The following is a 26,025-nucleotide window of genomic DNA, read 5'->3' as shown; positions in this document are numbered from 1 at the left end:
CTGTTGACTGTCTACTGACAATCTTCAATCCAAAAGGAATTGCTTCATGACCCAGTCAGCAAGCCGACCAGGCACGAGGTCAATCAATAAATTGGCATTGACAATGTGCACGCTGTTGAGTTCTCAAGGACCAGACGCACTTGCTCCTCGGCTCGAGTTCGAGCTTCAGCCGCAAGGCTTGTGTTCTTGGCTTGCCACCGGTTGTTCGTCGGACCCGGAGGTCCAGTGGCTCATCCCGAGGGGAGAGAACCGGTGGGCTTGTCATCCTAGGCGTCGAAGCGATCCGGCGCAAGGCCCGATCTGAACTTCAGTGGAGGATGGTCCCGCTTGAGGGCCGACGTGCTCTGGGCTTTCGCTCCAGCCGCTCCGCCGCACCTTTGGGGTGACGAGTAAGAACTATACGCAGCCCTGAGCGAGTGCGCCAAGCCAGCCCCCATCCCGGGCGTGTCGCGTTGTGCAACACACGTCGCCCGGACGCAGCGATGCCCGGTTCCACAGGGGAACCGGGCATCACAGGGGTCGAGCAACCGGGATCAGGCGAGCGTCACTCCGGCGAGGGTCTTCTTGCCACGACGGAGGACGAGCACTCCCCCGGGCAGGGCGAGGTCGGACAGCGGGGCGGCCGGGTCTTCGGCCCGGACGTTGTTCACGGAGACGCCGCCCTGGTCGATCGCGCGGCGGGCCTCGCCGAGGGACTTCACGAGTCCGGTCTCCACAAGTGCTCGTGCGACGTCCGCTCCGGAGTCGAGCGTCACCGACCCCGGCAGCGCGGCGATCGCCGACCGCAGGGTCTCCGGGTCGAGCGCACCGAGGTCACCGTTGCCGAACAGCGCGGCCGCGGCATCGATCGCCGCCTGGGTCGCCGCCACTCCGTGCACGATCGAGGTGACCTCGAAGGCCAGGGTCCGCTGGGCCTCTCGTCGGAAGGGCTCGTCGGCGACGGCCTGCTCGAGTCGTTCGATCTCGGCGCGCGTCAGGAACGTGAACTGCCGCAGTCGGGCGATCACGTCGGCGTCCGTCGTGTTGAGCCAGAACTGGTACATGGCGTAGGGCGAGGTCATCTCGGCGTCGAGCCAGATCGCGTTGCCCTCGCTCTTGCCGAACTTCGTCCCGTCGGAGTTCGTGATGAGCGGGGTCCCGAGAGCGTGCACCGTGGCGCCTTCGGCACGACGGACGAGCTCCGTGCCCGAGGTCAGGTTGCCCCACTGGTCCGAGCCACCGGTCTGCAGCGTGCACCCGTACTGCCGGAAGAGTTCGCGGTAGTCGAGCCCCTGCAGGATCTGGTAGCTGAACTCGGTGTAGCTGATCCCCGCATCGGAGTTCAGGCGCGCGGCCACCGCGTCCTTCTTGAGCATCGAGTTGACGCGGAAGTACTTGCCGACGTCGCGCAGGAAGTCGATCGCGGACAACGGGGCGGTCCAGTCGAGGTTGTTCACCAGCCGGACGCCGTTGTCGCCGTCCGGACTGAGGAACCGGGACACCTGGGTCTGCAGCCGGGACACCCACTCCGCCACGGTCTCCGGCGTGTTCAGCGTGCGCTCGGCCGTGGGACGCGGATCGCCGATGAGACCGGTCGAACCACCCACCAACGCGAGCGGCTTGTGCCCGGCGAGCTGCAGCCGTCGCATGGTCAGGAGCTGCAGGAGGTTGCCGCAGTGCAGCGACGGCGCGGTCGGGTCGAAGCCGCAGTAGTACGTGATCGGCTCACCGTCGAGGGCCTCTTGCAGCGCGGTCTCGTCGGTCGAGACCTGCACCAGCCCGCGCCACTGCAGTTCGTCCCACACCGAGTCGAAGGCGGGGTCGTTCTGCTGGCGCGTCAGGACGTCTTGAGCGGTATCACTGGACACCCCGCCATCGTAGCGGCGACGGACGTCCGGCAGGCGCGGCGGCCGGGAGGCCCGTGGCCGGGTTCACGAGTCGAGGGCGCCCTTGTGCCGCCGGTACGTCGAGACCGTGGGGTCACCCGTCAGCCAGAAGCGCCAGGGGTACCGCGCCCCGCCGGCGATGCCGCCGACGCCGGTGCGCGGGCCGCGGGAGATGCGCGGGACCGCAGCGCCCGCGGGCGGACCGGCCAGGGTCTCGGACAGGAGCTCGTCGACCACGTGGGCCGGTCCGGCGGAGGCGAGCCGGGCCTCCAGGCCGGGTGCCAGGGTGAGCACGAACGGGCCGGACCCGTCGAGGAGCGACGTGCCGTCGTCCTGCCCGAGGACCGCTCCGAGCGCACCACCGAGGTTGCCGGGCCCGCGTGCCAAGGCGACGTCCGCGACCTTCGACCCGCGACGAGCTCGCGCGACGTCGAGTCCCTCGACGACCTGCGCACCGCGCAGCAGGGAGCCCGACGAGGTGCCGGCCGGCCCGCTCACGACGTTGACGCAGGTGTGGATGCCGTACGAGCGGTAGGCGTAGAGCGTGCCGGGCGGACCGAACAGGTGGCGGTTGCGCTCCGTCATCCCCCGGTGACCGTGTGATCCCGGATCGGTGGGGCCGGAGTAGGCCTCGACCTCGGTGATGCGGAGCGCCACGCCGCGCCCCGCGATCGTCGCACCGAGCAGGGCCGGCGCGGCGATCGGGGCGGGCTCGGCGAGCAGCGCGGCGATCCCCTCGGTCATCGCGAGAAGGGTGCGCCCTCGGCCAGGTCGCGGACGCGGCGGGTGACGGACGCGAGCTGCTCGGCGACCCGGTCGGGGGCGGTGCCCCCGACGCCGGAGCGCGATGCGACGCTGCCCTCGATGGTCAGGACGGAACGGACGTCGGGCGTGAGGTGCTCGGACACCGACCGGTACTCGTCGTCGGTCGGCTCGTCGAGCTCGATGCCGCGCTCCTCGCAGTACCGGACGAGCGCGCCGGAGACCTCGTGCGCATCCCGGAACGGGACCCCCTGGCGGACCAGCCACTCGGCGACGTCCGTCGCGAGCGAGAACCCCTGCGGCGCGAGCTCGGCCATCCGGTCGGTGTCGAAGGTCAGGGTCGCGATCATGCCGGTGAACGCGGGCAGCAGGACCTCGAGCGTGGCCACGGAGTCGAAGACCGGCTCCTTGTCCTCCTGCAGGTCGCGGTTGTAGGCCAGCGGCAGCCCCTTGAGGGTCGCGAGGAGCCCGGTCAGGTTGCCGATCAGGCGCCCGGACTTGCCCCGGGCGAGCTCGGCGATGTCCGGGTTCTTCTTCTGCGGCATGATGCTCGAGCCGGTCGAGAAGGCGTCGTGGAGCCGGACGAAGCCGAACTCCTTCGTGTTCCAGAGGATGACCTCTTCCGACAGACGCGAGACGTCGATGCCGACCTGCGCGAGGACGAACGCGAACTCGGCGACGACGTCGCGGGCGGCCGTGGCGTCGATCGAGTTGTCCGCCGGGCGGTCGAAGCCGAGCTCCGCGGCGATCGCGGCGGGGTCGAGGCCGAGCGAACTCCCTGCCAGCGCACCGGCACCGTACGGGCTGACGCTCGCGCGGCCGGCCCAGTCGCGGAGGCGCTCGAGGTCGCGGACGAGCGGCCAGGCGTGCGCGAGCAGGTGGTGGGCCAGGAGCACGGGCTGCGCGTGCTGCAGGTGCGTGCGCCCCGGCATGATCGCGGCCGGGTGCTCGGTCGCCTGCTGGGTGATCGCGTCGACGAGGTCGATCACGAGCCGGCCGATGCGCCGCCCGTGGTCGAGCATGTGCATGCGACCGAGGGTGGCGATCTGGTCGTTGCGGCTTCGACCAGCGCGGAGCTTGCCGCCGAGCTCGGGACCGAGGTCGGCGATGAGCAGGCGTTCCAGGGCGCCGTGGACGTCCTCGTCGGAGTCGTCGGGCTGCAGGCTCCCGTCGACGTGCGCCGCTTCGAGCCGGTCGAGGCCGGCGAGCATGCGTTCGAGCTCGTCGGCAGTCAAGTAGCCCGCGGTGTGCAGCGCTCGGGCGTGGGCTCGGGACCCCGCGATGTCGTACGGCGCGAGCTGCCAGTCGAAGTGCGTCGACTTCGAGAGCGCGGCGAGGGCCGCACTCGGGCCGTCGGCGAAGCGGCCGCCCCAGAGGGCACCGGTGTTGGTGGCGTCGGTCTTCTCGTCGGTCATGTCGTCCTGCGTCGTTTCGTCTGTGGTGCGGCTGTTGGTCAGTTCGCCGCGTCGCGGCGGGCGGAGATCTTGCTGGGCAGTGACCAGAGCTCGATGAACCCCCTGGACACGGACTGGTCGAACGCGTCGCCGGTGTCGGACGTCGCCAGGTCGAAGTCGTAGAGGCTCTGCTCCGACCGACGGCCCGTCACGGTGGCACGCCCGCCCTGCAGCCGCAACCGGACGTCGCCGGAGACGTGCTGCTGGGTGTGCTCGACGAAGGCGTCGAGGCTGCGCTTGAGTCCGCCGAACCACAGGCCGTCGTAGACCAGGTCGGCCCACTCGGACTCGACGCCGCGTTTGAACCGGGCGACGTCGCGCTCGAGGGTGAGGCTCTCGAGCTCCTCGTGCGCGGCGATGAGCGCGATCGCGGCCGGCGCCTCGTAGACCTCGCGCGACTTGATGCCGACCACCCGGTCCTCGACGACGTCGATCCGCCCGACGCCGTGCTTGCCGGCGACCGCGTTGAGCTCCTGCACCATGCGCAGCACGCTGAACCGCTGCCCGTCGAGGGCGACCGGGACACCGCGGTCGAAGGTGATCGTGACCTCGTCGGCCTGCTGCGGGAGCGCCGGGTCCTGGGTGGTCGCGTAGAGGTCGTCAGCGGGGGCGGTCCACGGGTCCTCGAGGAGCCCGGTCTCGACCGCTCGGCCCCACACGTTCTGGTCGACCGACCACGGCTCCCGTTCCGAGTGCTGGATCGGCAGCCGGTGCTCCTGCGCGTAGGCGATGGCGCGGTCGCGGGTCAGGGCGAGGTCCCGCACCGGTGCGACGGTCCGCAGGTCCGGTGCGATCGCCGCGACGGCTGCCTCGAAGCGGACCTGGTCGTTGCCCTTGCCGGTGGAGCCGTGCGCGACGCTGTCGGCACCGAGTTGCTTCGCCGTCAGCGCGAGGTGCTTCGCGATGAGTGGGCGGCTCAGTGCCGAGACGAGCGGGTACCGCTTCTGGTAGAGCGCGTTGGCCCGGAGCGCCGGCACGATGTACTCGTCGGCGAACTCGTCCTTGGCGTCGACGACGAGCGACTCGACGGCGCCGCAGTCGAGCGCACGCTGCCGGACCGCCTCGAGGTCCTCGCCGCCCTGGCCGACGTCGACCACGAGTGCGACGACGTCCTTGCCGGTGGCGTCGCGAAGCCAGCCGATCCCGACGGAGGTGTCGAGACCGCCGGAGTACGCGAGGACGACGCGGTCAGCCACTGGTGTCCGATCCGTCGGCTAGTCGTTGGCGAGCAGCCAGGCCAGCAGCGCCTTCTGGGCGTGCAGACGGTTCTCCGCCTCGTCCCAGATGATGCTGCGCGGGCCGTCGATGACGTCGGCGGTCACTTCGAACCCCCGGTCGGCCGGCAGGCAGTGCATGAAGACGGCGTCGTCGGCGGCGTACGCCATGAGCGCGTCGTCGACGCGGTACCCCGCGAAGGTGTCGAGGCGCGACTGCTTCTCGGACTCCTTGCCCATCGACACCCAGGTGTCGGTGACGACCACGTCGGCACCAGCGACCGCGGCAACCGGGTCGGTCACCACGAGGACGGAGCCGCCCGTCACGGCGGCGCGTTCCTCGGCGTCGGTGACGACCTGCGCCGACGGGGAGAACTCGGCGGGGGCGGCGACGCGGACGTGCATGCCCGCTGTCGCCCCGGCGAGCAGGTACGACTGCGCCATGTTGCTCGCACCGTCGCCGATGAACGCCACGGTCTGCCCGGCGAGGGCGCCGCGGTGCTCACGGATGGTGAGCAGGTCGGCGAGGAGCTGGCAGGGGTGGAAGTCGTCGGACAGCGCGTTGACGACGGGGACCGTCGTGCCGGCGGCCATCTCCTCGAGCCCGGCCTGACCGTAGGTGCGCCACACGATCGCCGACACCATGCGCTCGAGCACGCGGGCCGTGTCCGACGGGGTCTCCTTGCCGCCGAGCTGGCTGTTCGCCGTCGAGATGATCAGCGGGCTGCCGCCGAGGTCGGAGATGCCGACGTGGAAGGACACCCGGGTACGGGTCGACGACTTGTCGAAGATCACCGCGACGCTCTGCGGACCGGCCAGCGGCTTCTCCGCCCAGCGGTCGGCCTTCATGCGGTCGGCGATGTCGAGGATCGCGGACTGCTCGGCCTGGCTCAGGTCGTCGTCGCGGAGGAAGTGGCGGGTCATGCGGTGGGCTCCTGCGCTGCGGCGACGGCCGCGAGGCTCTGGGCGAGGATCGACAGGAACTCGTCGATCTCGGCATCGGACACGATGAGCGGCGGCGCGATGCGCAGGCTCGACTCGTTGGGGGCGTTGATGATGAGGCCGCGCTCGAGGGCGGCTGCGTTGACGGCCGGGCCGATCGGACCGGTCAGACCGACGCCGATGAGCAGGCCGGTGCCACGGACCTCTTCCACCAGCGGGGAACCGATGGCGCGGATGCCGTCACGGATCCGCTCGCCCTTGACCACTGCGCCGGCGACGAGCTCCGCACGCTCGATCTCCTCGAGCACCGCGTTGGCGACGCGGGTGCCGAGCGGGTTGCCGCCGAAGGTCGACCCGTGCTGGCCGGCCGAGAACAGGTCGGACGCCCAGCCGAACGTGACGAGGGCGCCGATGGGGAAGCCCCCGGCGATGCCCTTCGCGACGGTGATGGCGTCCGGCGTCACCCCGTGGCCCTGGAACGCGAACCAGTTGCCGGTCCGGCCGACACCCGTCTGGATCTCGTCGAGGATCAGCAGTGCGCCGTGCTCCGCGGTCAGTCGGCGTGCCGCCAGCAGGAAGCCCTCGGGCAGGTCGACCACGCCGGCCTCGCCCTTGATGGGTTCGAGGATCAGGGCGGCGACGGAGTCGTCGATCGACGCTTCGAGCGCCTCGATCGAGGTGTCGATGTGCTCGACGCCGGGGATCATCGGCAGGAAGTCCTGCTGCAGCGCAGGCTTGCCGGTGAGCGCGAGGGCACCCATCGTGCGCCCGTGGAAGCCCTGCTTGAGCGCGAGGATCCGGGTCTTCGTGCCGTCCGCACCCTTGTTGAGGCGGGCCAGCTTGAACGCGGCCTCGTTCGCCTCGGCGCCGGAGTTGCCGAAGTAGACACGGCCAGCGTCGCCCGCACCGGTGATGCGCTTCAGCCGCTCGGCGAGTTCGAGCTGCGGCGGGGTGGCGAAGTAGTTCGACACGTGCACGAGCTTCGCGGCCTGGTCGGCGATCGCCTCCACCAGGGCGGGGTGCGCGTGGCCGAGCGAGTTCACCGCGATGCCGGCGAGGAAGTCGAGGTACTCGTTGCCGTCGACGTCCCAGACGCGGCAACCCTGGCCACGCTCGAGCATGATCTTGGGCGGGGTCAGGGATCGCATGAGCGACGCCCCGAACCGGTCGTTCCAGGTCTCGGTCTGCGTCTCGGTGCTCACTGCTGGTGTCCCTTCTCGTCCGTACCCGCCACGTGCTGGCCGGTACTGCTGTCGATCGACGGCGACGCCACGCGACGGCCGATCTCGGCGTGGGTCATCTGGTTCTCGGTTCGTCGGCTCGGGTCCGGGATCACCTCGGTGCCCGCACCCCGCAGGGTGAAGACCTCGAGCAGGATCGAGTGCGGGATCCGGCCGTCGATGATCGTCGCACCGCCGACCCCGCCGACCACGGCGTCGAGGCACGCGGTCATCTTCGGGATCATCCCCGACTCGAGGCTCGGCAGGAGTTCGCGGAGCTCGTCGACCGCGATGAGGTCGACGATCGAGTCCCGGTCGGGCCAGTGGCGGTACAGCCCGGGGACGTCGGTGAGCATCATGAGCTTCGAGGCGCGGAGCGCGATCGCCAGGGCACCCGCCGCAGCGTCCGCGTTCACGTTGAGTGCCTGGTCGGGGTGCGCGTCGTCGATCGCGATGCTCGAGACGACCGGGATCCGGCCGGCCTCGATCGCGGCGAGCACACCCGACGGGTCGACGTGGGTGATGTCCCCGACGTGGCCGAGGTCGTACTCCTGCCCGTCGACGACGACGCCCTTCTTCTCGCCGGTGAACAACGAGCCGCCGTCGCCGAACACGCCGACGGCCAGGCCCTCGCCGTGTTCGTTCATCAAGTCGACGATCTCGCGGTTGACCTCGCCGGCCAGGACGTCGCGGACGACGGTGATCGCCTCGGTCGTCGTGACGCGGTAGCCGCCGCGGAACTCGGACTCGATGCCCTGTTCCTTGAGGGCGGCGGAGATCTGCGGCCCCCCGCCGTGCACGACGACGGGGTGCAGACCGGCGTAGCGCAGGTAGACCATGTCCTCGGCGAAGGCGCGCTTCAGGTCCTCGTTCACCATGGCGTTGCCGCCGAACTTGACCACGACGACCTTGCCCGAGAAGCGCTTCAGCCAGGGCAGCGACTCGATGAGCGTCGCGGCCTTGACCGCGGCGAACTCGTGTTCTTCTTCCTTCGTGAGGGGCGTACCGGCCCCGTTCGTGTCCGCCGCCATCAGCTGGAGTACGCGCTGTTCTCGTGCACGTAGTCGTGCGTGAGGTCGTTGGTCAGGATCGTGGCCGAGTGCGTGCCGACACCGAGGTCGATGCGCACGTGGGTGTCACGAGGGGTCAGGTCGACGGAGTCGCTCGGCTCGTCGGGTGCGCCCGCGTGGCAGACCCGGACGCCGTTCATGCTGACGTCCACCGCGTACGGGTCGAACTCGGCGTCGGTGGTGCCGATCGCCGCGAGCACCCGGCCCCAGTTCGGGTCGTTGCCGAAGACGGCCGCCTTGAACAGGTTGTTCCGGGCGACGCTCCGGCCGACGGTCACGGCGTCGTCCTCCGTCGCGGCGTGCACGACCTCGATCGCGATGTCGTGGCTCGCACCCTCGGCGTCCTGCTGCAGCTGGCGGGCCAGATCGGCGCAGACCGCGGTCAGGGCTTCCTGGAAGTCACCGACCTCGGGCGTCACCCCGCTCGCACCCGACGACAGCAGCACGACGGTGTCGTTCGTGGACATGCAGCCGTCGGAGTCGACTCGGTCGAACGTGATGCGGGTGGCGGCACGGAGCGCCTGGTCGAGCTGGTCCGGCGTCTGCACGGCGTCGGTCGTGATGACGACGAGCATCGTCGCGAGGCCCGGGGCGAGCATCCCGGCACCCTTGGCCATGCCGCCGACGGTCCAGCCGTCCTCGGTCACGACGGACTGCTTGGCCTTCGTGTCCGTCGTCATGATCGCGGTCGCCGCATCGGGACCGCCGTCGCTGCTGAGTGCAGTGCTCGCCAGGTCGACGCCACGGAGCACGTTGTCGCGGAAGGTCTGGTCGCCCACACCGATGAGCCCGGTGGAGCAGACGACGACGTCGCCGGCTCCGATCCCGAGGGCGTCGCCCACGGCCTCGGCCGTCAGGTGCGTGGTCTGGAAGCCGAACGGGCCGGTGAAGCAGTTCGCGCCGCCGGAGTTCAGGACGACGGCACGCGCGACGCCGTCACCGACGACCTGGCGGGACCAGATCACGGGATGCGCCTGGGCCCGGTTGCTGGTGAAGACGGCGGCCACGGCCGCGTCGGGGCCGTCGTTGACGACGAGGGCCACGTCCGGCTTGCCGCTCGTCTTGAGGCCTGCGGTGACACCGGCGGCGCGGAAGCCCGCTGCCGCGGTGACGCCCTGGAGGCCCGGCTCGGTCTGGGTGGTCGTGCCTGCGTCGGTCACGGTGCGACTCCGTCCACGCTGAGGCCCGTGGTCTCGGGGAGACCGAGGGCGATGTTCGCCGACTGGACGGCGGCGCCGGCCGTGCCCTTGGCGAGGTTGTCGAGCGCGGTCACCGCGACGACGCGACCGGCGGCCTCGTCGACGGCGATGCCGACGAGCGCGGTGTTCGCACCGATCGTGTCCGCGACCCGGGGGAACTCGCCCTCGGGCAGCAGGTGGACGAAGGGCTCGTCGGCGTACGCCTGCTCCCAGGCGAGCCGGACGTCGCGTGCGCTGACGCCGGGCGAGAGCTTCGCGGTGGTGGTCGCCAGGATCCCCCGCGACATCGGGACCAGGACCGGCGTGAACGAGATCGTCACGTCGGCCGCCCCCGCGACCTGCAGGTTCTGCTGGATCTCGGGGACGTGCCGGTGCGAGCCACCGACGGCGTAGGCGCTGGCGGACCCCATGATCTCGGAGGCCAGGTAGGTGGTGGCCAGCTTCTTGCCGGCACCACTCGGGCCGACGCTGAGCACCGCGACGAGGTCGTCGGACTCGACGAGGCCGGCCTGGATGCCCGGCTGGATGCCGAGCGTCACCGCGGTGACGTTGCAGCCGGGGACCGCGATGCGCTTCGTGCCGACCAGGGCGGAACGCTGCTTGCCCTGCGATGCGATGTCGTCGACCTCGCGCCATTCATCGGCCGAACCCGGGGTGGGCGCCGCGAGCAGGAGCTCGGGCAGACCGTACGTCCACGCGCCGAAGTAGTCACCGCCGTAGAACCGCTCCCACGCCGCCGGGTCCGTCAGCCGGTGGTCCGCGCCGCAGTCGATGACGAGCGCGTCGTCGCCGAGTTCCGCGGTGATCGCTCCCGACTGCCCGTGCGGCAGCGCCAGGAACACGACGTCGTGCCCGCGCAGCGTCTCGGCCGTCGTCTCCGCCAGCGTCAGGTGCGACAGGGAACGGAGGTGCGGCTGCGTCGCGATCAGGGGCTGTCCGGCGTTCGAGAACGCCGTCACCGTCCTGACCTCGAACTCGGGGTGGGCGGAGAGCACGCGCAGGAGCTCACCACCCGCGTAGCCGGAGGCTCCCGCCACGGCGACGGATACGGACATGGGATTCCACCTTTGGTCGGACTGGTCGTCGAGAGAGTCGGAGGCGGCGACCCCGGGCGGTGCTGATCCCGTGTGGGTCAGTCGCGCAGGGTCGCCCCGAATCGCTCGCCGGCACGTCGGACAGCGCCGTCACGGGCCTCGGTGGCCTCGGCAGCGGTCAGCGTGCGGTCCGTGGCACGGAAGCGCAGGGCGAACGTCAGGGACTTCTGTCCCTCGTCCACGCCGGAGCCCCGGTAGTCATCCACGAGCCGAGCATACTCCAACAGGTCTCCGGCGCCAGAGCGCACCGCATCCAGCACGTCACCGGCCGGCACACCGGCGTCGACGACGAGCGAGAGGTCCTGCGTGGCCGCCGGGTAGGAGACGATCGGCGCGACCGCGACGAGTTCCGGGGCAGCGGCGACCAGCGCGTCGAGGTCGAGCTCGACGACCGCCACCACCCGGGGCAGGACGGCGGCCTCGGCCAGTTCGGGCAGGAGCTCACCGGCGACGCCCACGACCGTGCCGTCGACGAGCAGCGACGCGGCCCGGCCCGGGTGCAGGGACGGGTGGGTCGTCTGCGCGACGGTGAGTTCCACACCGACGGCCCAGGCGACCTGACGGGCAGCGTCGATCGCGTCGGCGATGCCGAACGGTTCTGCCGTGGTGCCGGGCTGCTTGACGACCCGGTGGCCGGTGAGCAGTGCGGCGACGTGGAAGGGCTGGGCGGGCAGCGAGGCGTCCAGCGCCTCGAGCGTCGCACGGTCGGGCCGGGCGGCGCCCGCCGGGACCTCGTCGGTGCCGAGCGTCACGCCCGTCACCGGCAGGAACACCCGGGACGTCTCGTAGAGGGCGACGTCGACGAGCCCGCGCGACACGTTGCGACGGGCGGCGTCGACCAGGGCCGGGACGCCGCTCCGGCGCAGGAGGTTCTGCTCGCTGTCCAGGGCGTTCGCGAGCACGACGCTCGGTCCGCCCTGCGGGTCGATCCCCGGGTAGGCGTCCTGCGTGGCGACTGACACGAACGGTGCCGTGACGACCTCGGTCAGGCCCGCCGCGGCCAGCGCCGAGGCGACCCGACGACGAGCCTGCTGGTGCCGGGTCAGGCCCCGGCCGGGCGGCGCGACCGGCAGCACGCTCGGGATCCGGTCGTAGCCGACGATGCGCGCGACCTCTTCGACGAGGGTGGTGTCGTCGGTCAGGTCGGGACGCCAGGTGGGCGGAGTGACCGCGAGCTGCTCACCGTCGGTCTCGACCGTGGCACCGATCGCACGGAGCGTGTCGATGACCTCGGCGTCCGTGTAGTCGACGCCGACGAGCTCGGACGGACGCGAGAGCCGCATCGTCACGGTCGCCCGCGGGTCGGTGTCGACGAGCGTCGACCCGAGGGCGTCAGCGGTGCCGCCGGCGAGCTCGACGAGGAGCTCGACGGCACGGTTCGCCGCGGCCTCGGCCACCTGCGGGTCGACCCCGCGCTCGAAGCGACGGGATGCCTCGCTGGGGAGCTTGTGGCGACGAGCGGTGCGGGCGATGGAGACCTGGTCGAACCCGGCGGCCTCGATCAGGACGTCGGTGGTGCTCGCCGAGATCTCGGTGCGGGCTCCGCCCATGACGCCGGCGAGGCCGACGGGACCGTCGTCGTCGGTGATGACGAGGTCTTCGGGGTCGAGCTTCCGGACCGTGCCGTCGAGGGTCTCGAGGGTCTCGCCAGCGGTCGCCCGACGCACGCCGAGGCCGCCCGCGACGGTCTGCAGGTCGTAGCCGTGCAGCGGCTGGCCGAGCTCGAACATGACGTAGTTCGTGATGTCGACGGGCAGGGAGATCGAGCGCACCCCGGCCAGCGACAGACGCGACACCATCCAGGACGGTGTCTTCGCGGCCGGGTCGATCCCGCGGACGACGCGGGTGACGAACGTCGACGCTCCGACCCGACCCCGCACCGGGGCCTGGTCGTCGATCGTGACCCGGAACCCCTCGGCCGCACGCGGCGCGACGCGGTCGACGGGGTCGTGGAAGCTGGCTCCGGTGGCGTGCGCGTACTCACGGGCGACCCCGCGCATGCTGAGGACGTAGCCGCGGTCCGGCGTGACGTTGATCTCGACCGCGGCGTCATCGAGGCCGAGGAGCGCGATGGCGTCGGCACCGACGGTGGGGTCCATGCCGAGGTCGGCGAAGCGCAGGATGCCGTCGTGCTCGTCGCCCAGCCCGAGCTCGCGGGCCGAGGCGATCATGCCGTCGGACACGTGCCCGTAGGTCTTGCGGGCGGCGATCGGGAACGGCCCGGGCAGGACAGCGCCGGGCAGCGTGACGACGACGAGGTCGCCGACGTCGAAGTTGTGCGCGCCGCAGACGATGCCGCGGGGCTCGGCTTCGCCGACGTCCACCTGGCACCAGTTGATGGTCTTGCCGTTCTTCTGCGGCTCGGGGACGCGCTCGAGGACCCGACCGACCACGATGGGACCGGTCAGGTCGAAGGTGTGGACGTCCTCTTCCTCGAAGCCGACCGACACGAGCGCCGCGTGGACGTGCTCGAGGGTGACGTCCTCGGGGAGGTCGACGGACTCACCGAGCCAACGGAGTGGGACGCGCATCAGACCACCGTTCCGAACTGCTGCGAGAAGCGGATGTCGCCCTCGAGGAAGTCACGCATGTCGTTCAGGCCGTTGCGGAACTGCAGAGTCCGCTCGATGCCCATGCCGAACGCGAAGCCCTGGTACTCGTCCGGGTCGATGCCGGCGGCACGCAGGACGTTGGGGTTCACCATGCCGCAGCCACCCCACTCGACCCACCGCGCGCCACCCTTGGCGTTCGGCTGCCAGACGTCCATCTCGGCGCTGGGCTCGGTGAACGGGAAGTAGTTCGGGCGGAGCCGGATCTGCGCCTCGGCGCCGAACATCTGCCGGGCGAAGTGCTCGAGCGTGCCGCGCAGGTGCGCCATCGTCAGGCCCTTGTCGATCGCGATGCCCTCGACCTGGGTGAAGACCGGCAGGTGCGTGGCGTCGAGCTCGTCGGCACGGTAGACGCGACCCGGCGCGATGACGTACAGCGGGAGGTCACGCGACAGCAGCGACCGCACCTGCACCGGCGAGGTGTGGGTGCGCATGACCAGGTGCCGGTCGACGGGCTCGACGAAGATCGTGTCCGCCATGGCCCGGGCCGGGTGGTCCTGGTCGAAGTTCAGGGCGTCGAAGTTGAACCACTCGTGCTCGAGCTCGGGGCCTTCTGCCACTTCCCACCCCATGCCGACGAAGATGTCGGCGACGGCTTCGTTCAGCAGCGAGAGCGGGTGGCGGGAGCCGGTGGCGCGGTGGACCGGCAACGCGGTGACGTCGACGCGCTCGGCTTCGAGCCGTGCGTGTTCCTCGGCCACCGCGAGGACGGATTCCTGCTCGGCGATCGCCGCGTTCACCCGCCCACGGGCCTGCCCGACGAGCTTGCCCGCCGCGGCCTTCTGCTCCGGCGGCACACTGCGCATCGATGCGTTCATCCGCGCCAACGGTGACTGCTCACCGGTGTGCTCGGCCCTGGCCTGCTTCAGTTCGGCGACCGTCGTCGTGGCACGGACGGCGGCGAGGGCCGCGTCCACCGCGTCGGCGACGGCCGATTCGCTGATCTCGAGAGGTTCTGACACGAGACCCAAGCCTACCGGCCGTCGGGATACCACCCACCTGCACCGAGCGGACGGTGGATGACCGATGCCGACGACCGGCCTGGGGAGGGAGGAGCGTCAGCTCCGGAGCGCGAAGGCCGACTCGTACAGGCACACCGACGCGGCCGTGGCGAGGTTCATCGACTCCGCCTGCCCGTAGATCGGCACCTTGACGGCCCGGTCGACGAGCGCCAGGTCGTCGCCGGTGAGTCCGCGGGCCTCGTTGCCGAAGACCCACGCGGTCGGACCGTCGAGCATCCCCTCAGCGCGGACCACCGGCAGGTCGTCGCCGGAGACGTCCGCCGCGAGCACCGTGTAGCCGAGGGCCTTCGCCCGCTCGATCGTGTCGGCCAGGGTCACGCCGACGGACACCGGGACGTGGAACAGGGACCCGGTCGTCGACCGGACGACCTTCGGGTTGTACGGGTCGACCGAGCGTCCGGTCAGCACCACCGCGTCGGCGCCGGCCGCGTCGGCGGCCCGGATGATCGTGCCGGCGTTCCCCGGGTCCCGCACCTCTTCGAGGATGGCGACCAGTCCGGGCAACGCGGCCTGCTCGTCGGACGCATCACGGGCCTCCCGGTCGGCGGCGGCCGCAGCGCGGTCCGGGAAGACGTCCTTCACCGACGTCGGGAACTGCTGGCACACCGCCACCACGCCCTGCGGGGTGACCGTGTCGGCCATGGCGTCGAGCACTTGCTCGGTCACGAACCAGGTGTCCACCGGCGCGTCGTCCAGCCCGTAGCGGGCTGCGGCGGTCGGGGTCACGTAGAGCTCGCGCAGGAGCTCCGGGGCGTACTCCAGGGCTTCGCGGACCGCTTGGGGCCCTTCCAGCAGGAACAGGCCGGTCTCGGCCCGGACGTCCTTCTTGGCCAGGGCCGCAACGGCCTTCACGCGTCCGGCACGGGGGTTCTCGAGGAGATCGCTCACGACCCAAGTCTAGGAACGACGAAACCCCCGCCGTGCGGCGGGGGTTTCGCGAGCAGAAGAACTGACTACGCAGCCTTCGGGGCCGAGGTGTCGGCCGGGAGGGCCTTCTTCGCGGTCTCGACGAGCGCGGTGAAGGTCTCGGGGTTGTTCACCGCGAGGTCGGCGAGGATGCGACGGTCGACCTCGACGCCGGCCAGGTTGAGACCCTGGATGAGGCGGTTGTAGGTCAGGCCGTTCGCACGGGACGCAGCGTTGATGCGCTGGATCCAGAGGCGACGGAACTCGCCCTTCTTCGCGTGACGGTCGCGGTACGCGTAGACGAGGGAGTGGGTGACCTGCTCCTTGGCCTTGCGGTACAGGCGCGAACGCTGGCCGCGGTAGCCCTCGGCGCGTTCGAGGATGACGCGGCGCTTCTTGGCGGCGTTGACCGCTCTCTTTACTCGTGCCATTGCACTATTCCTTTACGATCCGGGGGCTCAGTGGCCGAGGAGCTTCTTGACGTTCTTCGCGTCACCCTTGGAGAGGACCTGGTCCTCGTTCAGGCGGGCCTTGCGCTTGGAGCTCTTGACCTCGAGGTTGTGACGCATACCGGCCTGCTGCTTCATGATCTTGCCGGTGCCGGTGACCTTGAAGCGCTTCTTCGACCCGGAGTGGGTCTTCTGCTTGGGCATGGTGGTGCCTTTCCGTGGGATGGATGGGGGGCCGCGTCGTTGCGGGTTCGGTCCGGGGACCTATTCGGCCGCGGCGTCCGTGGATTCCGCAGCTGCCTCGGACGTGGAACCGGCCTCGGCCTCGTCCTTGCCCTTCGCGGCGTGCTCGGTGGCACGACGCTCGGCCTTCTGTGCAGCACGCTTGGCGTTCTGCTCGCCCTTGACGTCGGACTTGTTCTTGAGCGGGGCGATGATCATCGTCATGTTGCGACCGTCCTGGGTCGGACGCGACTCGACGACACCGAACTCGGCGATCTCTTCCGCGAACTTCTGGAGGAGACGGACACCCTGCTCCGGACGCGACTGCTCGCGGCCACGGAAGAGGATCATCGCCTTCACCTTGTCGCCGCCGAGGAGGAACCCCTCGGCGCGCTTGCGCTTCGTCTCGTAGTCGTGCACGTCGATCTTCAGGCGGAAACGGACCTCTTTCAGGTCCGTGTTCACCTGGTTACGACGGGCTTCCTTGGCCTTCTGAGCGGCTTCGTACTTGAACTTGCCGTAGTCCATGATCTTGGCCACGGGCGGCTTCGAGTTCGGCGCGACCTCGACCAGATCCAGTTCGGCTTCCTGCGCGAGACGCAGTGCCATGGCGATCGGGACAACGCCGACCTGCTCACCCTGCGGACCGACGAGTCGGACTTCGGGAACGCGGATTCGGTCGTTGGTACGGGGATCGGTGATGCGGAGCTCCTTCAATCAGGTGGTGGCCGTCCGGGGCGTTTGCCCTGGACGACAGCACGAGAGAGGAGATCTGACGCACGGGATGTCGACCCGTTCGGCAGCCGCCCTGCATCGGATCCGTGGGATCCGACCGACGGGTGCAACACGTGCACTCGCGGAGCGGTGGTGACCCGGTAGCCTGGTGGAACGCGGCCGCGGGTGGGAGAGACTCCTCTTTCGTGACACCGTCCGGGTGTTGTCGAGGACCTTGATCTCAGGAGAACTGATGTCAAGGGAACTGACGGCACACGGACAGCATCTGCCGCGAGCAAGCCTAGCAGAGGAGCACCGTGAGCGACACCCCGATCGACGACACCGGCATCGACGCCGCCAGGGACATCGCGGAGGTGCCGGCGGTCGAACTCATCAACACCGTTGCGGTGCACCTGCTCAGTGCCGCGGCCGTGAAGGTGGGCCTGGCAGACGACCCGCAGGAGCAGACCGACCTGGACGAGGCGCGGAAGCTCATCACCGCGCTGGCCGGCCTGGTCACCGCAGCCGCGACCGAGATCGGCGACCACCACGCCCGTCCGCTCCGCGACGGGCTGCGTTCGCTGCAGCTCGCCTTCCGCGAGGCGTCGGCGATCCCGGACCCGATCGGTGCCGGACCGGGCGAGAAGTACACGGGTCCCGTCAACTAGACGACGTCACCCGGTGACGGACGGGAGGCCCGTGGCGGTGTCGCCACGGCCCTCCCGTCCGTTCGTGGGTCGCGGTCAGGACCCGCTGTCGCCGACCAGGCGCGCGACGGCCGCGAGCGGGATCCCGACCCAGTCGGGTCGGTTGCGGGTCTCGTAGACGACCTCGTAGACCGCCTTGTCGAGCTCGAAGGCGTCGAGCAGTGCACTGTGGGCGGCGAGGTCCGCGCCGGTGCCCCGCTGGTAGCCCTCGAGGAAGCGGGCTCGCGCCTCGGCTGCCCACGAGGCCGCGTCGACCGGTTCGGCATCGTGCGCCAGCGCGCCCGCGACGTAGTCGAACGAGCGGAGCATGCCCGCGACGTCGCGCAGGGTGACGTCCGGCAGCGAGCGTTCGTCGAGGGGGCGGAGGGGTTCACCCTCGAAGTCCAGGAAGACCCACCCGCGGGGGTCCGGTGCCGACAGGACCTGTCCGAGGTGCAGGTCACCGTGGATGCGTTGCAGGTCCGGCCACGTCGCGTCGGCGGCACGGGCGTAGACCGCGCGGATGGCGTCCACGTGGTCGGCGACGGCCGGGGCCTCGCGGGCGGCGGTGTCGAGTCGGGCGTGCATCGTCGCGACGGCGGCGTCCCGTCGGGGAGCGTCTGCCGGTTCCGTCGGCAGCGCTCCGGCGAGGGTGCGGTGCACGTCGGCGAGCGCGGTGCCGAGCTGCTCGGCGCGGTCACCGAACGGGGTGCCGGCCTGCGCCTCCTGCAGGGCGACGCGCCAGGCGTCGTCGAGCCCGGGGAGGAACTCCTGGGCGAAGGCGAGGTGCCCCGTCGCCGTGCCGTCCGGGCGTCCGACGTCGGGCCAGTCGGCGCGGAGGGCGCCGTAGACCCGCGGCACGCGCGTGCTGCCCGCTGCCGTGAGGGCGAGCTGCGTGGTCACGTCGGGGTTGTCGCCGTGGTGCAGCACGCGGAAGACCTTGACGATGACGCGGTCGCCGGACTCGGTGTCGCAGATGACCGACGTGTTGGACTGCTCACCCGTCAGGACGCGGGCGGCGGTGACCCGGCCGATCGGGCTGAGGCTGTCCGGTGCCGCGTCGATGCGTGCGGCGAGCGCCGACACCCACGCGAGGTCGGTGGTGGCGTCGACGATCGCGCCGTCGGGGTCGCTGGTGATCGGTGACTGGTAGAGGACGGGGACCGCGGGGGCCTCGTCGAGCACCAGCCGGGTCCCGTCGTCGGAGGAGATCGTCCGGAGGCGTGGCACGGACCCCTTCGAGGCGTACCAGCGGCGGTCGGCGATCCAGGACTCGAGGTCCCGGTCGCTCGGCGTGCTGGTGTCGGGGGCGCTGGCGTCTGCGCGGGTGTCTGCGCTCGTGTCTGCGCGGGTGTCGGGGGCGCTGGGTGCTCCGTCGCTCATGCAGCGGAACCTACGCGCCGGGGCCTGGCGAGGTGCCGAGTCCCCCACAGGACGGGCCGGGCAGGACTCCGTCCACAGAGCCCCGCTGCCCCCCGGTCTGACACGGGTGCGTCGGACGACACTTGCGGCATGCCCCGATCTGCTGCCGCTCCTCCCCCCGCCGCTGACGCTGCACGTGCGCTCCCCGACCCCCGCCGGACCTGGCGGATCCTCGACGACCGCAGACTCCCCGCACTCGAGCCGTTCGCCGCCGACGTCCGCCGCCACGGAGCGGTGACGGTGCGCGAGACGGTGTGGGACTCCGACGACCGGGTGCTCGCTGCCGAGGGGGTCGTGCTCACACGCTTGCCGGACGACACCTGGACAATCGACCGGGGTGCTCAAGGGGTCGGTCCGGAACCGCTCGACGGCGCGTCCGACGATCCCCCACGGGACGCGGTCGAGGTGTTCCTGCGTGGTCGTCCGCTGCGCACCGTCCTGGTCCGTGACACCACCACGACGCTCGTGACCCTCCGCGGCAGGGACGGCCGGGTGCGGGCCGAGGTCGCCGACGTGCGCGTGGACGACGGTGACCCGGACACCACCGTGCTGCGGTCGTCGCGGTGGTGGGCCCTGACCGACGACGGACGCGACGGTGCCACGGCACGAGCGGCCGAACGAGCGCTGCACGACGCGGCGACCGATCCCGTGGACGTCTCGTCGGTTCCGCTCACCCGCGGCCCCGAGCCCGTCCCGGAGCGCCGACGCGGCCGAGCGAAGCGCCCCCGGCCGGACACCGCCGCGGGGCTGGTCCTGCGGGTGCTCGATGCCCTGCGGCGCGACCTGGTCGCGGCGGACCCCCGGGTCCGAGCCGACGAGCCCGAGGCCGTGCACGACCTGCGGAAGGTGCTGCGCCGCCTGCGGAGCGTGCTCGCGGCGTTCCGCGGCGCGCTCGACCGTCAGGCGACCGAGGAACTCCGTGCCGCCCTGGCCGAGACCGGACGGATCGCCGGGACCGCTCGCGACGCCGAGGTGCTGCACGCCGGCCTGTCCCGGTCGGCGGCACACGCCCCCGACGGGTACGTGGACGCCGAGACCCTGGACCGCATCGCTTCGGAGACCGCGGAACGTCGCAGCGTCGCTGCGGCCGAACTCCGGCGAGCGCTGCGTTCCGATGCCTGGTTCCGGACGCTCGACGCCCTCGACGACCTGCTGCTGCGCGCGCCGGCCGGCCCGCACGCGGACGACGACGCGGCCACGTTCGCCACCAGGCGCATCCGGCACGAGCGGGCACGCGTCGGTCGGCTGCTGGGCGATCCCAGCGACGACCTCGACACCCTGCACGAGGTCCGGAAGGCCGCGCGCCGGTTGCGCTACGCCCTGCAGGCGGCCGGCGACCTGCCCGACGTCGGGAAGCGCCGGCTCGGTCGACTGCGACGGGTGCAGGAGACCCTCGGAGAGACGCTCGACGCCGCACACGCAGCCGATGCGTACCGACGGCTGGCAGCCGTGGCAGCGCAGCACGGCGAGGACACGTTCGGGTACGGCGTCCTGGCGACGACCGAGCAGGCGGCCAGCACGCAGGGCCTGCGCCGATCGCGGAAGCTGCTCGCGCGGCTCTGACCGGGTGCGAGAATCGGGCCGTGCCGCACTACTTCGAGGACCTCGCTGCCGGACAGACCTTCACCACGCCGGGGCGCACCATCACCGAGGCGGACGTGGTGTCGTTCGCCTCGTGGACGAACGACAACAACCAGGTGCACACGGACGTCGAGTTCGCGGGGAAGACCCGGTACGGCCAGCGGATCGTGCACGGGCTGCTCGGTACCTCGCTGTGCCTCGGGCTCATCGCGCGCACGGGCGTCTTCGAGGGGTCCGCGGTGGCACTGCTCGGGATCGACCAGTGGCGGTTCACCGAGCCCGTGTTCATCGGCGACACCGTGACCTGCACCGTCGAGGTCCTCGGCACCCGACTGACGAGTTCGGGGACGACCGGGATCGTCGAACGAGCGGTGGCCCTGCGGAACCAGCACGGCGTGGTCGTCCAGCAGGGACGGATGGACGTCATGGTGCTCACGCGCGACGCCGCGATCGGCTGAGCGACCGCTCGACGAGCGCCTCGTGGAACCTGCTCTGCGCAATCCCGACTCCCTCTTTACAACGATGTACCGGCACGGGAGCATGGACGCATGAGCACGCTCGACGGCATCGTGGCCGCACCTGACTCCGCTTCCACCCCCGGCCTTCCCCTCGCTTCGCGGCAGGACGGCACGTACCCCCGGCCGCAGATGCTCCGCACCGCCTGGGCCGACCTCGACGGCACGTGGTCGTTCCGGAACGACGGCGACGACGAGGCCTGGCGCACCGGCTTCAGCGACGCCCGGGACATCGTCGTCCCGTTCCCGCCCGAGTCCCCGGCCTCGGGCATCGACGAGCCCGGGTTCCACCCGGTGGTCTGGTACTCCCGCGCGATCACCCGCTCGGAGCTCGACGCCGCCGGGTTCGGCACCGGTGCCCCTCGGCTCGTGCTGCACTTCGGCGCCGTCGACCACCGTGCCCGCGTCTGGATCGACGGGCAGTTCATCGGTGGACACGAGGGCGGCCACACCCCGTTCTCCTTCGACGTCACCGAGGCGCTGACCACCGACCCCGACGCCGTGCACACCCTGGTGGTCCGCGCCGAGGACGACCCGCACGACCTGACCCAGCCGCGCGGCAAGCAGGACTGGCACGAGGACCCGCACGCGATCTGGTACCGCCGGACCACCGGGATCTGGCAGACGGTCTGGCTCGAGGCCGTGCCGACCGCCTCGATCGCGTCCCTGCGCTGGACGAACGTCGACCACGCGACCATGCGCCTGACGGTCCGGCTCGACGGTCACCGCACCGGCGGCGAGCGCCTGCGCGTCGAGGCCCGCTGGGACGACCGCGACGAGCACCTCGTCACGATCGAGACCACCGTCGGCGAGACCGGGGACGAGTTCGACGTGGTCGTGCCGATCGCGCGGCAGACGAACGGGCAGGCCGAGGACGAGCTGCACTGGACGCCGGAGACGCCACGGCTGATCGACGCCACGGTCACGCTGCTGGCGCGCTCCGGCAACGGCACGACGGTGGGCACGGGCGCGCTCGACGCCGTTACCAGCTACTTCGGGATCCGGACGGTCGGGGTCGACGGCGGCGCGTTCCTGCTCAACGGCCGACGCCACGACGTCCGCAGTGTCCTGAACCAGGGCTACTGGCCCGAGTCGCACATCGCCGCCCCGTCCCGCCAGGCACTCCGCCGCGAGGTCGAACTCATCAAGGAGCTCGGCTTCAACGCGGCCCGCAACCACCAGAAGATCGAGGACCCCCGGTTCCTGTACTGGGCCGACCGACTCGGACTCATGGTGTGGGGCGAGGCCCCCGGCGCCTACGCGTTCTCCCCCCGCGCCGTGCAGCGTCTGATGCGCGAGTGGATGGACGCCGTCGAGCGTGACGCCTCGCACCCGTCGATCGTCACGTGGGTGCCCGCCAACGAGAGCTGGGGGGTGCAGCACATCGCCACCGACCCGGCCCAGCAGGCCTATGCACGGGCCCTCGCCGACGTCACGCGGGCGTTGGACCCGACGCGTCCGGTGATCTCCAACGACGGGTGGGAGCACACGAACTCCGACATCGTCTCGATCCACGACTACGAGGGCGACGGACCCCGGCTCGCTGCCACCTACGCGGACGAGACCGCACGGGCCCGACTCCTCGGTGGCATCGGCCCGGCGGACCGCCGCATCCTGGTCGGCGGCGCCGAGGACCTCGGCCAGCCGGTGATGCTCACCGAGTTCGGCGGCGTGAACTACCAGCCGGGCGTCCAGCGCGAGGACGGCTGGGGGTACACGTCGGCCACTGACGGCGACGACTGGGTCGCCCGCATCACCGCGCTGTACGACGCGATCCGCGCGAGCTCGTTCCTCGCCGGGTCGTGCTACACGCAGCTCACCGACACCATGCAGGAGACGAACGGCCTGCTCAACGCAGACCGCTCCCCGAAGGTCCCGATCGAGCAGATCCGTCGCGCGGTCACGGGGCGCTAGCCGGGAGGCCCGCACTTCGTGAGCAGGAATGGTCGGGTCCGGCAGACGGACCCGACCAGTACTGCTCACGATGCACACGGGTTGGCTCGCGCCGGGCGGTGGCGGCCCGCGATGCGGGGCGCGGCCTGCGATCTGGGAGGATCGGGCGGGTGACGAGCGTGGCGGAAGCGAGCCGGGCCTCCAGGCGGGGGTTCCGCAGCCTGCTGACCGGGCGGCGCAGCGCCTGGACCGCGCCGCTGCTGATCTGGGCGGGCTCGCGGGTGGTCAGCACCGTGCTGCTGGCCACCGTGTACCTGCTGGCGACCGCGAACGGCTGGCCGTTCGCCTCGTACCGGCAGGATCCCTCGTTCTTCACGTTCTCGGGCTCGTGGGACGCCTCGTTCTACCGGACCATCGCCGAGCACGGGTACCCGGCAACGCTGCCGGTCGACGACTCCGGGCACGTCCTGCCGAACGCGTGGGCGTTCCTGCCCGTGTTCCCCGCGGTGGTGCGGGTCGTGATGACGCTGACCGGCGCCTCGTTCTGGGTCGCCGGGGTCGTGGTGGCGTCGATCGCCGGAGCGGGCGCCTGCGTGCTGCTGTACCGGCTGGTGCTCGCCGTCGGCTGCTCGCACCGGGCCCGCTGGGCGACGGCCCTGTTCGCGTTCGCGCCGACGGGGTTCCTGCTGCAGGTCGCCTACGCGGAGAGCCTGCTGCTCGTGATGCTGTTCGGTGCCCTGCTCGCCCTGGTCCGGCGACGGTACTGGCTGATCGCGCCGCTCGGTGTCGTGGCGGCGTTCACGAAGCCCGGGGTCCTCGCGCTGGCGCTGGCACTGGCCGTGCACCTGGTCCTGCGGTGGGTCGGAGCGCACCGCTCGGGTCGCGCTGCCGAAGTGTTCCCGTGGCGTGACCGGATCGCAATCGTCGTGACCGGCCTGGTCGTCGCGGCTGCCGGACTGGCGTGGCCCGTCATCGCGACGGCCGTGACCGGGCGACCGAACGCGTACCTGGACACGGAGCTGTCGTGGTGGGTGGGGTTCGTCGGCCGGCAGCACTTCGCGCCGCTGACGCCGTGGTTCACGATGGCGGGGACGTGGCTCGGGCCGCTCGGCATCGTGCTCGTCGTCGTGGTGCTCGCCGGCGCGGTGTGGTTCTTCTCACGCAGGAGCACCAGGGCCCTGGGTACCGACGTGCTCGCGTTCACGGCCTCCTACGGGCTGTACCTGGTGGCGGTGTTCCTGCCGCAGCAGTCGTTGCCGCGGTTGCTCATGCCGATGGCACCGTTGCTCGGGTCGGACGTGTTCGTGGGGACGCGGCGGCGGGCGGTGACGTGGCTGGTCGTCGGGGTGTGCCTGCAGCCGGTCGCGATCGTGCTGCTCTGGTTCCTCGGGTACCCGTGAGCGGTGCTGTCCGTCGGCGCTGCAAGACACCGGTGTTCGCCGGTTGAACACGCGCAGACCGCGGTGCGACGCGCGAACACCGGTGTCTTGCGGGCCGCGACAGCGCTACGCGTCGAAGGTGTGGAACCAGGCCGATCCGCCGTAGTGCTGCACCGTGATCATCTCGTCGAGGTCGCGGTAGGGGCCGTCCTGGTTGTGGCTCGCCGACTTGATGCGGATGGTGCCGTCGGGCTCGGTGAAGACCTCGGACACGATGGTCGTATGGTCCGGTGAGCCGTTGGCGTTCCAGTCGAAGAACACGATGTCGCCGACCTGCACCTTGTCGCGCTCGTCCGACGAACGCCGGGTGAGTCCGAACTCGGCCGCGTTGGTCTCGAGCCACGGGTCCATCGTCGGGCAGTAGGTCCACGTCGCACTGTGCTCGGCACCGGCTGACCGGTTGTACCAGTCGGACCGCTGCTCCCACCCGCGGGCGATCAGCGTCTGGCTGACGTAGTTCGCGCAGTCGCCGCCGATCGGGTTCATCGTGCCGTACTCGGCGAGGTTGTAGTCCTTCCAGTACCGCATCGCGTAGGCGAGCTGCCGGTCGACGTCGGTCAGTGCGGCGTAGGCCAGGGTGGTCGAGGCGATCGCGCTGCCCGCAGCGGGCGTCGCGGCGGCGGTCGGGGTCGGCGTGGTGGTCGCCGTGTCCTGGGTTGCGCCGCTCTGCCCGTCGTTCGCGGCGCTGCCGTTGCCGTCGGAGGACTGGTTCGCCGACGCGGTGGGCTCGATCACGGACGTGAACAGTGCGACGTCGGCGTCACCGGCCGTGTACATCGCCTGGTGCGGGGCCGTGAAGGTCACCTTCGACGCGGTCGCCGTGACGTCGCGCGCAGCGACACCGCCGACGGTGACGCCCTTGACGGCGGCGAGTCCGGTCCCCGTCACGGTGATCGTGACGCCACCGGCGAGCGGGACCTGACCCGGAGTGACGGCCTTCGCGACCGGCTTCGCCGCCGGCGTGGACGTTGCGTCCCCATCCCCGGAGTTCCCGCGCCCGCCGCCCGAGCCCTTGCTCGAGTCGCCGCCCTTGTCGCTGCCGGAGGAGCACGCCGCGACGGCGAGCCCGATCCCGGCGACGCCGGCGAGGGACAGGAGTGCGCGGCGGTTCATCGAGGCAGTCATGACACGACCAGCGTAAGCGACACCTCCGGCGTTCCGACACGGCATGATCGTCTTCGGGGGCGAGCGTCCTCCGTGTCCCAGCGGACCCGTTCGGAAGGAACACACGTGCCCGAGAGCCACGACTTCTTCGTCGCCACCGACCCCGAGACCGCCCGTGCCCAGGTGCGCGAGGCACTGTCCCGCGAGGGCTACACCGTCGACGACGCCGAGCAAGGGGCACTCCGTGCGACCCGCGGCAGCCTCGGCCTGACGTTGCTCATCGGCGGCATGGCGAACGACCGCACGTTCCACACCCGCCTCGACGTGCAGATCATGATCGCCCCGGACGGCCGGACCGTCGCCCGACTGCTGCGGGGCTCGGGCAAGTCCGCGATCAAGGGTGGAGCGCTCGGTATCTCGCGCGGCAACCGTGCCTTCGAGCAGGCCGCGAACGCGATCCACACCACCTTCGCGCAGTCCGGCGTGCTGACGGAGAGCATCGCCGGCTGACACGTCGACGGCTGAGACGGGTCCGACGCGACCCGCAGACGGACGGGAGGCCCGGTGCCAGCTGGCACCGGGCCTCCCGTCCGTCTGTGACTCGCGCTCGCCGTCAGGATGCGCGCCGATCCGCTCGCGAACC

General features: G+C 71.1%; 23 protein-coding genes. 6 read left to right on the top strand and 17 right to left on the bottom strand.

Going from position 1 to position 26,025, the window contains the following annotated elements; all coding sequences use genetic code 11:
* Nucleotides 1–533: 533 nt before the first annotated feature.
* From tyrS to infC, 15 genes are all read right to left on the bottom strand, one after another.
* Nucleotides 534–1,847 carry a tyrosine--tRNA ligase gene (tyrS, locus tag HP445_RS08150; RefSeq protein WP_111032412.1) on the bottom strand — a complete coding sequence of 438 codons (1,314 nt, stop codon included), beginning with the start codon at nt 1,845–1,847 and terminating at the stop codon, nt 534–536.
* A 63-nt stretch (nt 1,848–1,910) separates the two neighbouring features.
* Complete coding sequence (locus HP445_RS08145) at nt 1,911–2,609, bottom strand: DNA-3-methyladenine glycosylase (protein WP_128780601.1); 699 nt, start codon at nt 2,607–2,609, stop codon at nt 1,911–1,913.
* Nucleotides 2,606–4,042: an argininosuccinate lyase gene (gene argH, locus HP445_RS08140; RefSeq protein WP_128780600.1), complete on the bottom strand. Its 1,437-nt coding sequence runs from the start codon at nt 4,040–4,042 to the stop codon at nt 2,606–2,608. Before argH ends, HP445_RS08145 begins: the two co-directional genes overlap by 4 nt.
* 38 nt (nt 4,043–4,080) lie before the next feature.
* Entirely contained in the window at nt 4,081–5,277 is a 1,197-nt protein-coding gene (locus tag HP445_RS08135; protein WP_110865445.1) for an argininosuccinate synthase, read from the bottom strand.
* Nucleotides 5,278–5,295: 18 nt separating this feature from the next.
* Entirely contained in the window at nt 5,296–6,219 is a 924-nt protein-coding gene (gene argF, locus HP445_RS08130; protein WP_128780599.1) for an ornithine carbamoyltransferase, read from the bottom strand.
* A complete protein-coding gene (locus HP445_RS08125) occupies nt 6,216–7,439 on the bottom strand; it encodes an acetylornithine transaminase (protein ID WP_110865443.1) in 1,224 nt (407 codons plus the stop codon). Before HP445_RS08125 ends, argF begins: the two co-directional genes overlap by 4 nt.
* Nucleotides 7,436–8,488 carry an acetylglutamate kinase gene (gene argB, locus HP445_RS08120; RefSeq protein WP_111025017.1) on the bottom strand — a complete coding sequence of 351 codons (1,053 nt, stop codon included), beginning with the start codon at nt 8,486–8,488 and terminating at the stop codon, nt 7,436–7,438. The genes HP445_RS08125 and argB overlap by 4 nt, the downstream gene beginning before the upstream one ends.
* Nucleotides 8,488–9,687: a bifunctional glutamate N-acetyltransferase/amino-acid acetyltransferase ArgJ gene (argJ, locus tag HP445_RS08115; RefSeq protein WP_071405142.1), complete on the bottom strand. Its 1,200-nt coding sequence runs from the start codon at nt 9,685–9,687 to the stop codon at nt 8,488–8,490. Before argJ ends, argB begins: the two co-directional genes overlap by 1 nt.
* Complete coding sequence (locus HP445_RS08110; protein ID WP_111025015.1) at nt 9,684–10,781, bottom strand: N-acetyl-gamma-glutamyl-phosphate reductase; 1,098 nt, start codon at nt 10,779–10,781, stop codon at nt 9,684–9,686. The genes argJ and HP445_RS08110 overlap by 4 nt, the downstream gene beginning before the upstream one ends.
* A 77-nt stretch (nt 10,782–10,858) precedes the next feature.
* Nucleotides 10,859–13,351, bottom strand: coding sequence for a phenylalanine--tRNA ligase subunit beta (pheT, locus tag HP445_RS08105; RefSeq protein WP_128780598.1), 2,493 nt, complete (start codon nt 13,349–13,351; stop codon nt 10,859–10,861).
* Nucleotides 13,351–14,391 (bottom strand): phenylalanine--tRNA ligase subunit alpha, encoded by a 1,041-nt coding sequence (gene pheS, locus HP445_RS08100; RefSeq protein ID WP_071405145.1) that lies wholly within the window; start codon nt 14,389–14,391, stop codon nt 13,351–13,353. The genes pheT and pheS overlap by 1 nt, the downstream gene beginning before the upstream one ends.
* Nucleotides 14,392–14,487: 96 nt before the next feature.
* On the bottom strand, nt 14,488–15,339 hold the full coding sequence (locus tag HP445_RS08095; RefSeq protein ID WP_128780597.1) for a TrmH family RNA methyltransferase: 852 nt from the start codon (nt 15,337–15,339) through the stop codon (nt 14,488–14,490).
* Between the two features lie 65 nt (nt 15,340–15,404).
* A complete protein-coding gene (gene rplT / locus HP445_RS08090; RefSeq protein ID WP_017887975.1) occupies nt 15,405–15,788 on the bottom strand; it encodes a 50S ribosomal protein L20 in 384 nt (127 codons plus the stop codon).
* Nucleotides 15,789–15,815: 27 nt separating this feature from the next.
* The gene (gene rpmI / locus HP445_RS08085) at nt 15,816–16,010 is read right to left on the bottom strand and encodes a 50S ribosomal protein L35 (protein WP_017887976.1); all 195 of its coding nucleotides are present in this window, start codon (nt 16,008–16,010) and stop codon (nt 15,816–15,818) included.
* 60 nt (nt 16,011–16,070) lie between these two features.
* The gene (infC, locus tag HP445_RS08080) at nt 16,071–16,745 is read right to left on the bottom strand and encodes a translation initiation factor IF-3 (RefSeq protein ID WP_081827403.1); all 675 of its coding nucleotides are present in this window, start codon (nt 16,743–16,745) and stop codon (nt 16,071–16,073) included.
* Between the two features lie 314 nt (nt 16,746–17,059).
* Here infC and HP445_RS08075 point away from each other — a divergent pair, with 314 nt between their 5' ends.
* Nucleotides 17,060–17,410, top strand: coding sequence for a DUF1844 domain-containing protein (locus HP445_RS08075; protein ID WP_027466553.1), 351 nt, complete (start codon nt 17,060–17,062; stop codon nt 17,408–17,410).
* A 75-nt stretch (nt 17,411–17,485) separates the two neighbouring features.
* On the opposite strand, the gene HP445_RS08070 is transcribed toward HP445_RS08075, so the two are convergent.
* The gene (locus HP445_RS08070) at nt 17,486–18,811 is read right to left on the bottom strand and encodes a phosphotransferase (RefSeq protein WP_217499766.1); all 1,326 of its coding nucleotides are present in this window, start codon (nt 18,809–18,811) and stop codon (nt 17,486–17,488) included.
* Nucleotides 18,812–18,940: 129 nt separating this feature from the next.
* On the opposite strand from HP445_RS08070, the gene HP445_RS08065 reads away from it, so the two are divergent.
* The 4 genes from HP445_RS08065 to HP445_RS08050 all read left to right on the top strand — a co-directional run bounded on the left by HP445_RS08065 (nt 18,941) and on the right by HP445_RS08050 (nt 24,239).
* Complete coding sequence (locus tag HP445_RS08065; protein WP_128780596.1) at nt 18,941–20,413, top strand: CYTH and CHAD domain-containing protein; 1,473 nt, start codon at nt 18,941–18,943, stop codon at nt 20,411–20,413.
* Nucleotides 20,414–20,433: 20 nt separating this feature from the next.
* Entirely contained in the window at nt 20,434–20,889 is a 456-nt protein-coding gene (locus HP445_RS08060; RefSeq protein ID WP_111024335.1) for a MaoC/PaaZ C-terminal domain-containing protein, read from the top strand.
* A gap of 90 nt (nt 20,890–20,979) precedes the next feature.
* Nucleotides 20,980–22,860: a glycoside hydrolase family 2 protein gene (locus HP445_RS08055; protein ID WP_175330798.1), complete on the top strand. Its 1,881-nt coding sequence runs from the start codon at nt 20,980–20,982 to the stop codon at nt 22,858–22,860.
* 149 nt (nt 22,861–23,009) lie between these two features.
* Nucleotides 23,010–24,239, top strand: a complete 1,230-nt coding sequence (locus tag HP445_RS08050) for a hypothetical protein (RefSeq protein WP_175330797.1) — start codon at nt 23,010–23,012, stop codon at nt 24,237–24,239.
* Nucleotides 24,240–24,344: 105 nt separating this feature from the next.
* On the opposite strand, the gene HP445_RS08045 is transcribed toward HP445_RS08050, so the two are convergent.
* Nucleotides 24,345–25,403 (bottom strand): amidase domain-containing protein, encoded by a 1,059-nt coding sequence (locus HP445_RS08045; RefSeq protein WP_164941171.1) that lies wholly within the window; start codon nt 25,401–25,403, stop codon nt 24,345–24,347.
* 105 nt (nt 25,404–25,508) lie between these two features.
* On the opposite strand from HP445_RS08045, the gene HP445_RS08040 reads away from it, so the two are divergent.
* Nucleotides 25,509–25,892 (top strand): response regulator, encoded by a 384-nt coding sequence (locus HP445_RS08040; protein WP_071405149.1) that lies wholly within the window; start codon nt 25,509–25,511, stop codon nt 25,890–25,892.
* Nucleotides 25,893–26,025 lie beyond the last annotated feature (133 nt).

The organism is Curtobacterium flaccumfaciens (genome assembly GCF_013359815.1).
Lineage (GTDB): Bacteria > Actinomycetota > Actinomycetes > Actinomycetales > Microbacteriaceae > Curtobacterium > Curtobacterium flaccumfaciens.
Note: the sequence above shows the minus strand (reverse complement) of the source record. Positions and strands in the feature narration are given on the sequence as shown.

Bases quoted from the DNA above. Each gene is read 5' to 3' on its own strand.
- HP445_RS08145 (WP_128780601.1), bottom strand. From the start codon at position 2,609: ATGACCGAGGGGATCGCCGCGCTGCTCGCCGAGCCCGCCCCGATCGCC.
- argH (WP_128780600.1), bottom strand. From the start codon at position 4,042: ATGACCGACGAGAAGACCGACGCCACCAACACCGGTGCCCTCTGGGGC.
- argF (WP_128780599.1), bottom strand. From the start codon at position 6,219: ATGACCCGCCACTTCCTCCGCGACGACGACCTGAGCCAGGCCGAGCAG.
- argB (WP_111025017.1), bottom strand. From the start codon at position 8,488: ATGGCGGCGGACACGAACGGGGCCGGTACGCCCCTCACGAAGGAAGAA.
- HP445_RS08110 (WP_111025015.1), bottom strand. From the start codon at position 10,781: ATGTCCGTATCCGTCGCCGTGGCGGGAGCCTCCGGCTACGCGGGTGGT.
- pheT (WP_128780598.1), bottom strand. From the start codon at position 13,351: ATGCGCGTCCCACTCCGTTGGCTCGGTGAGTCCGTCGACCTCCCCGAG.
- rplT (WP_017887975.1), bottom strand. From the start codon at position 15,788: ATGGCACGAGTAAAGAGAGCGGTCAACGCCGCCAAGAAGCGCCGCGTC.
- rpmI (WP_017887976.1), bottom strand. From the start codon at position 16,010: ATGCCCAAGCAGAAGACCCACTCCGGGTCGAAGAAGCGCTTCAAGGTC.
- HP445_RS08070 (WP_217499766.1), bottom strand. From the start codon at position 18,811: ATGAGCGACGGAGCACCCAGCGCCCCCGACACCCGCGCAGACACGAGC.
- HP445_RS08065 (WP_128780596.1), top strand. From the start codon at position 18,941: ATGCCCCGATCTGCTGCCGCTCCTCCCCCCGCCGCTGACGCTGCACGT.
- HP445_RS08055 (WP_175330798.1), top strand. From the start codon at position 20,980: ATGAGCACGCTCGACGGCATCGTGGCCGCACCTGACTCCGCTTCCACC.
- HP445_RS08045 (WP_164941171.1), bottom strand. From the start codon at position 25,403: ATGACTGCCTCGATGAACCGCCGCGCACTCCTGTCCCTCGCCGGCGTC.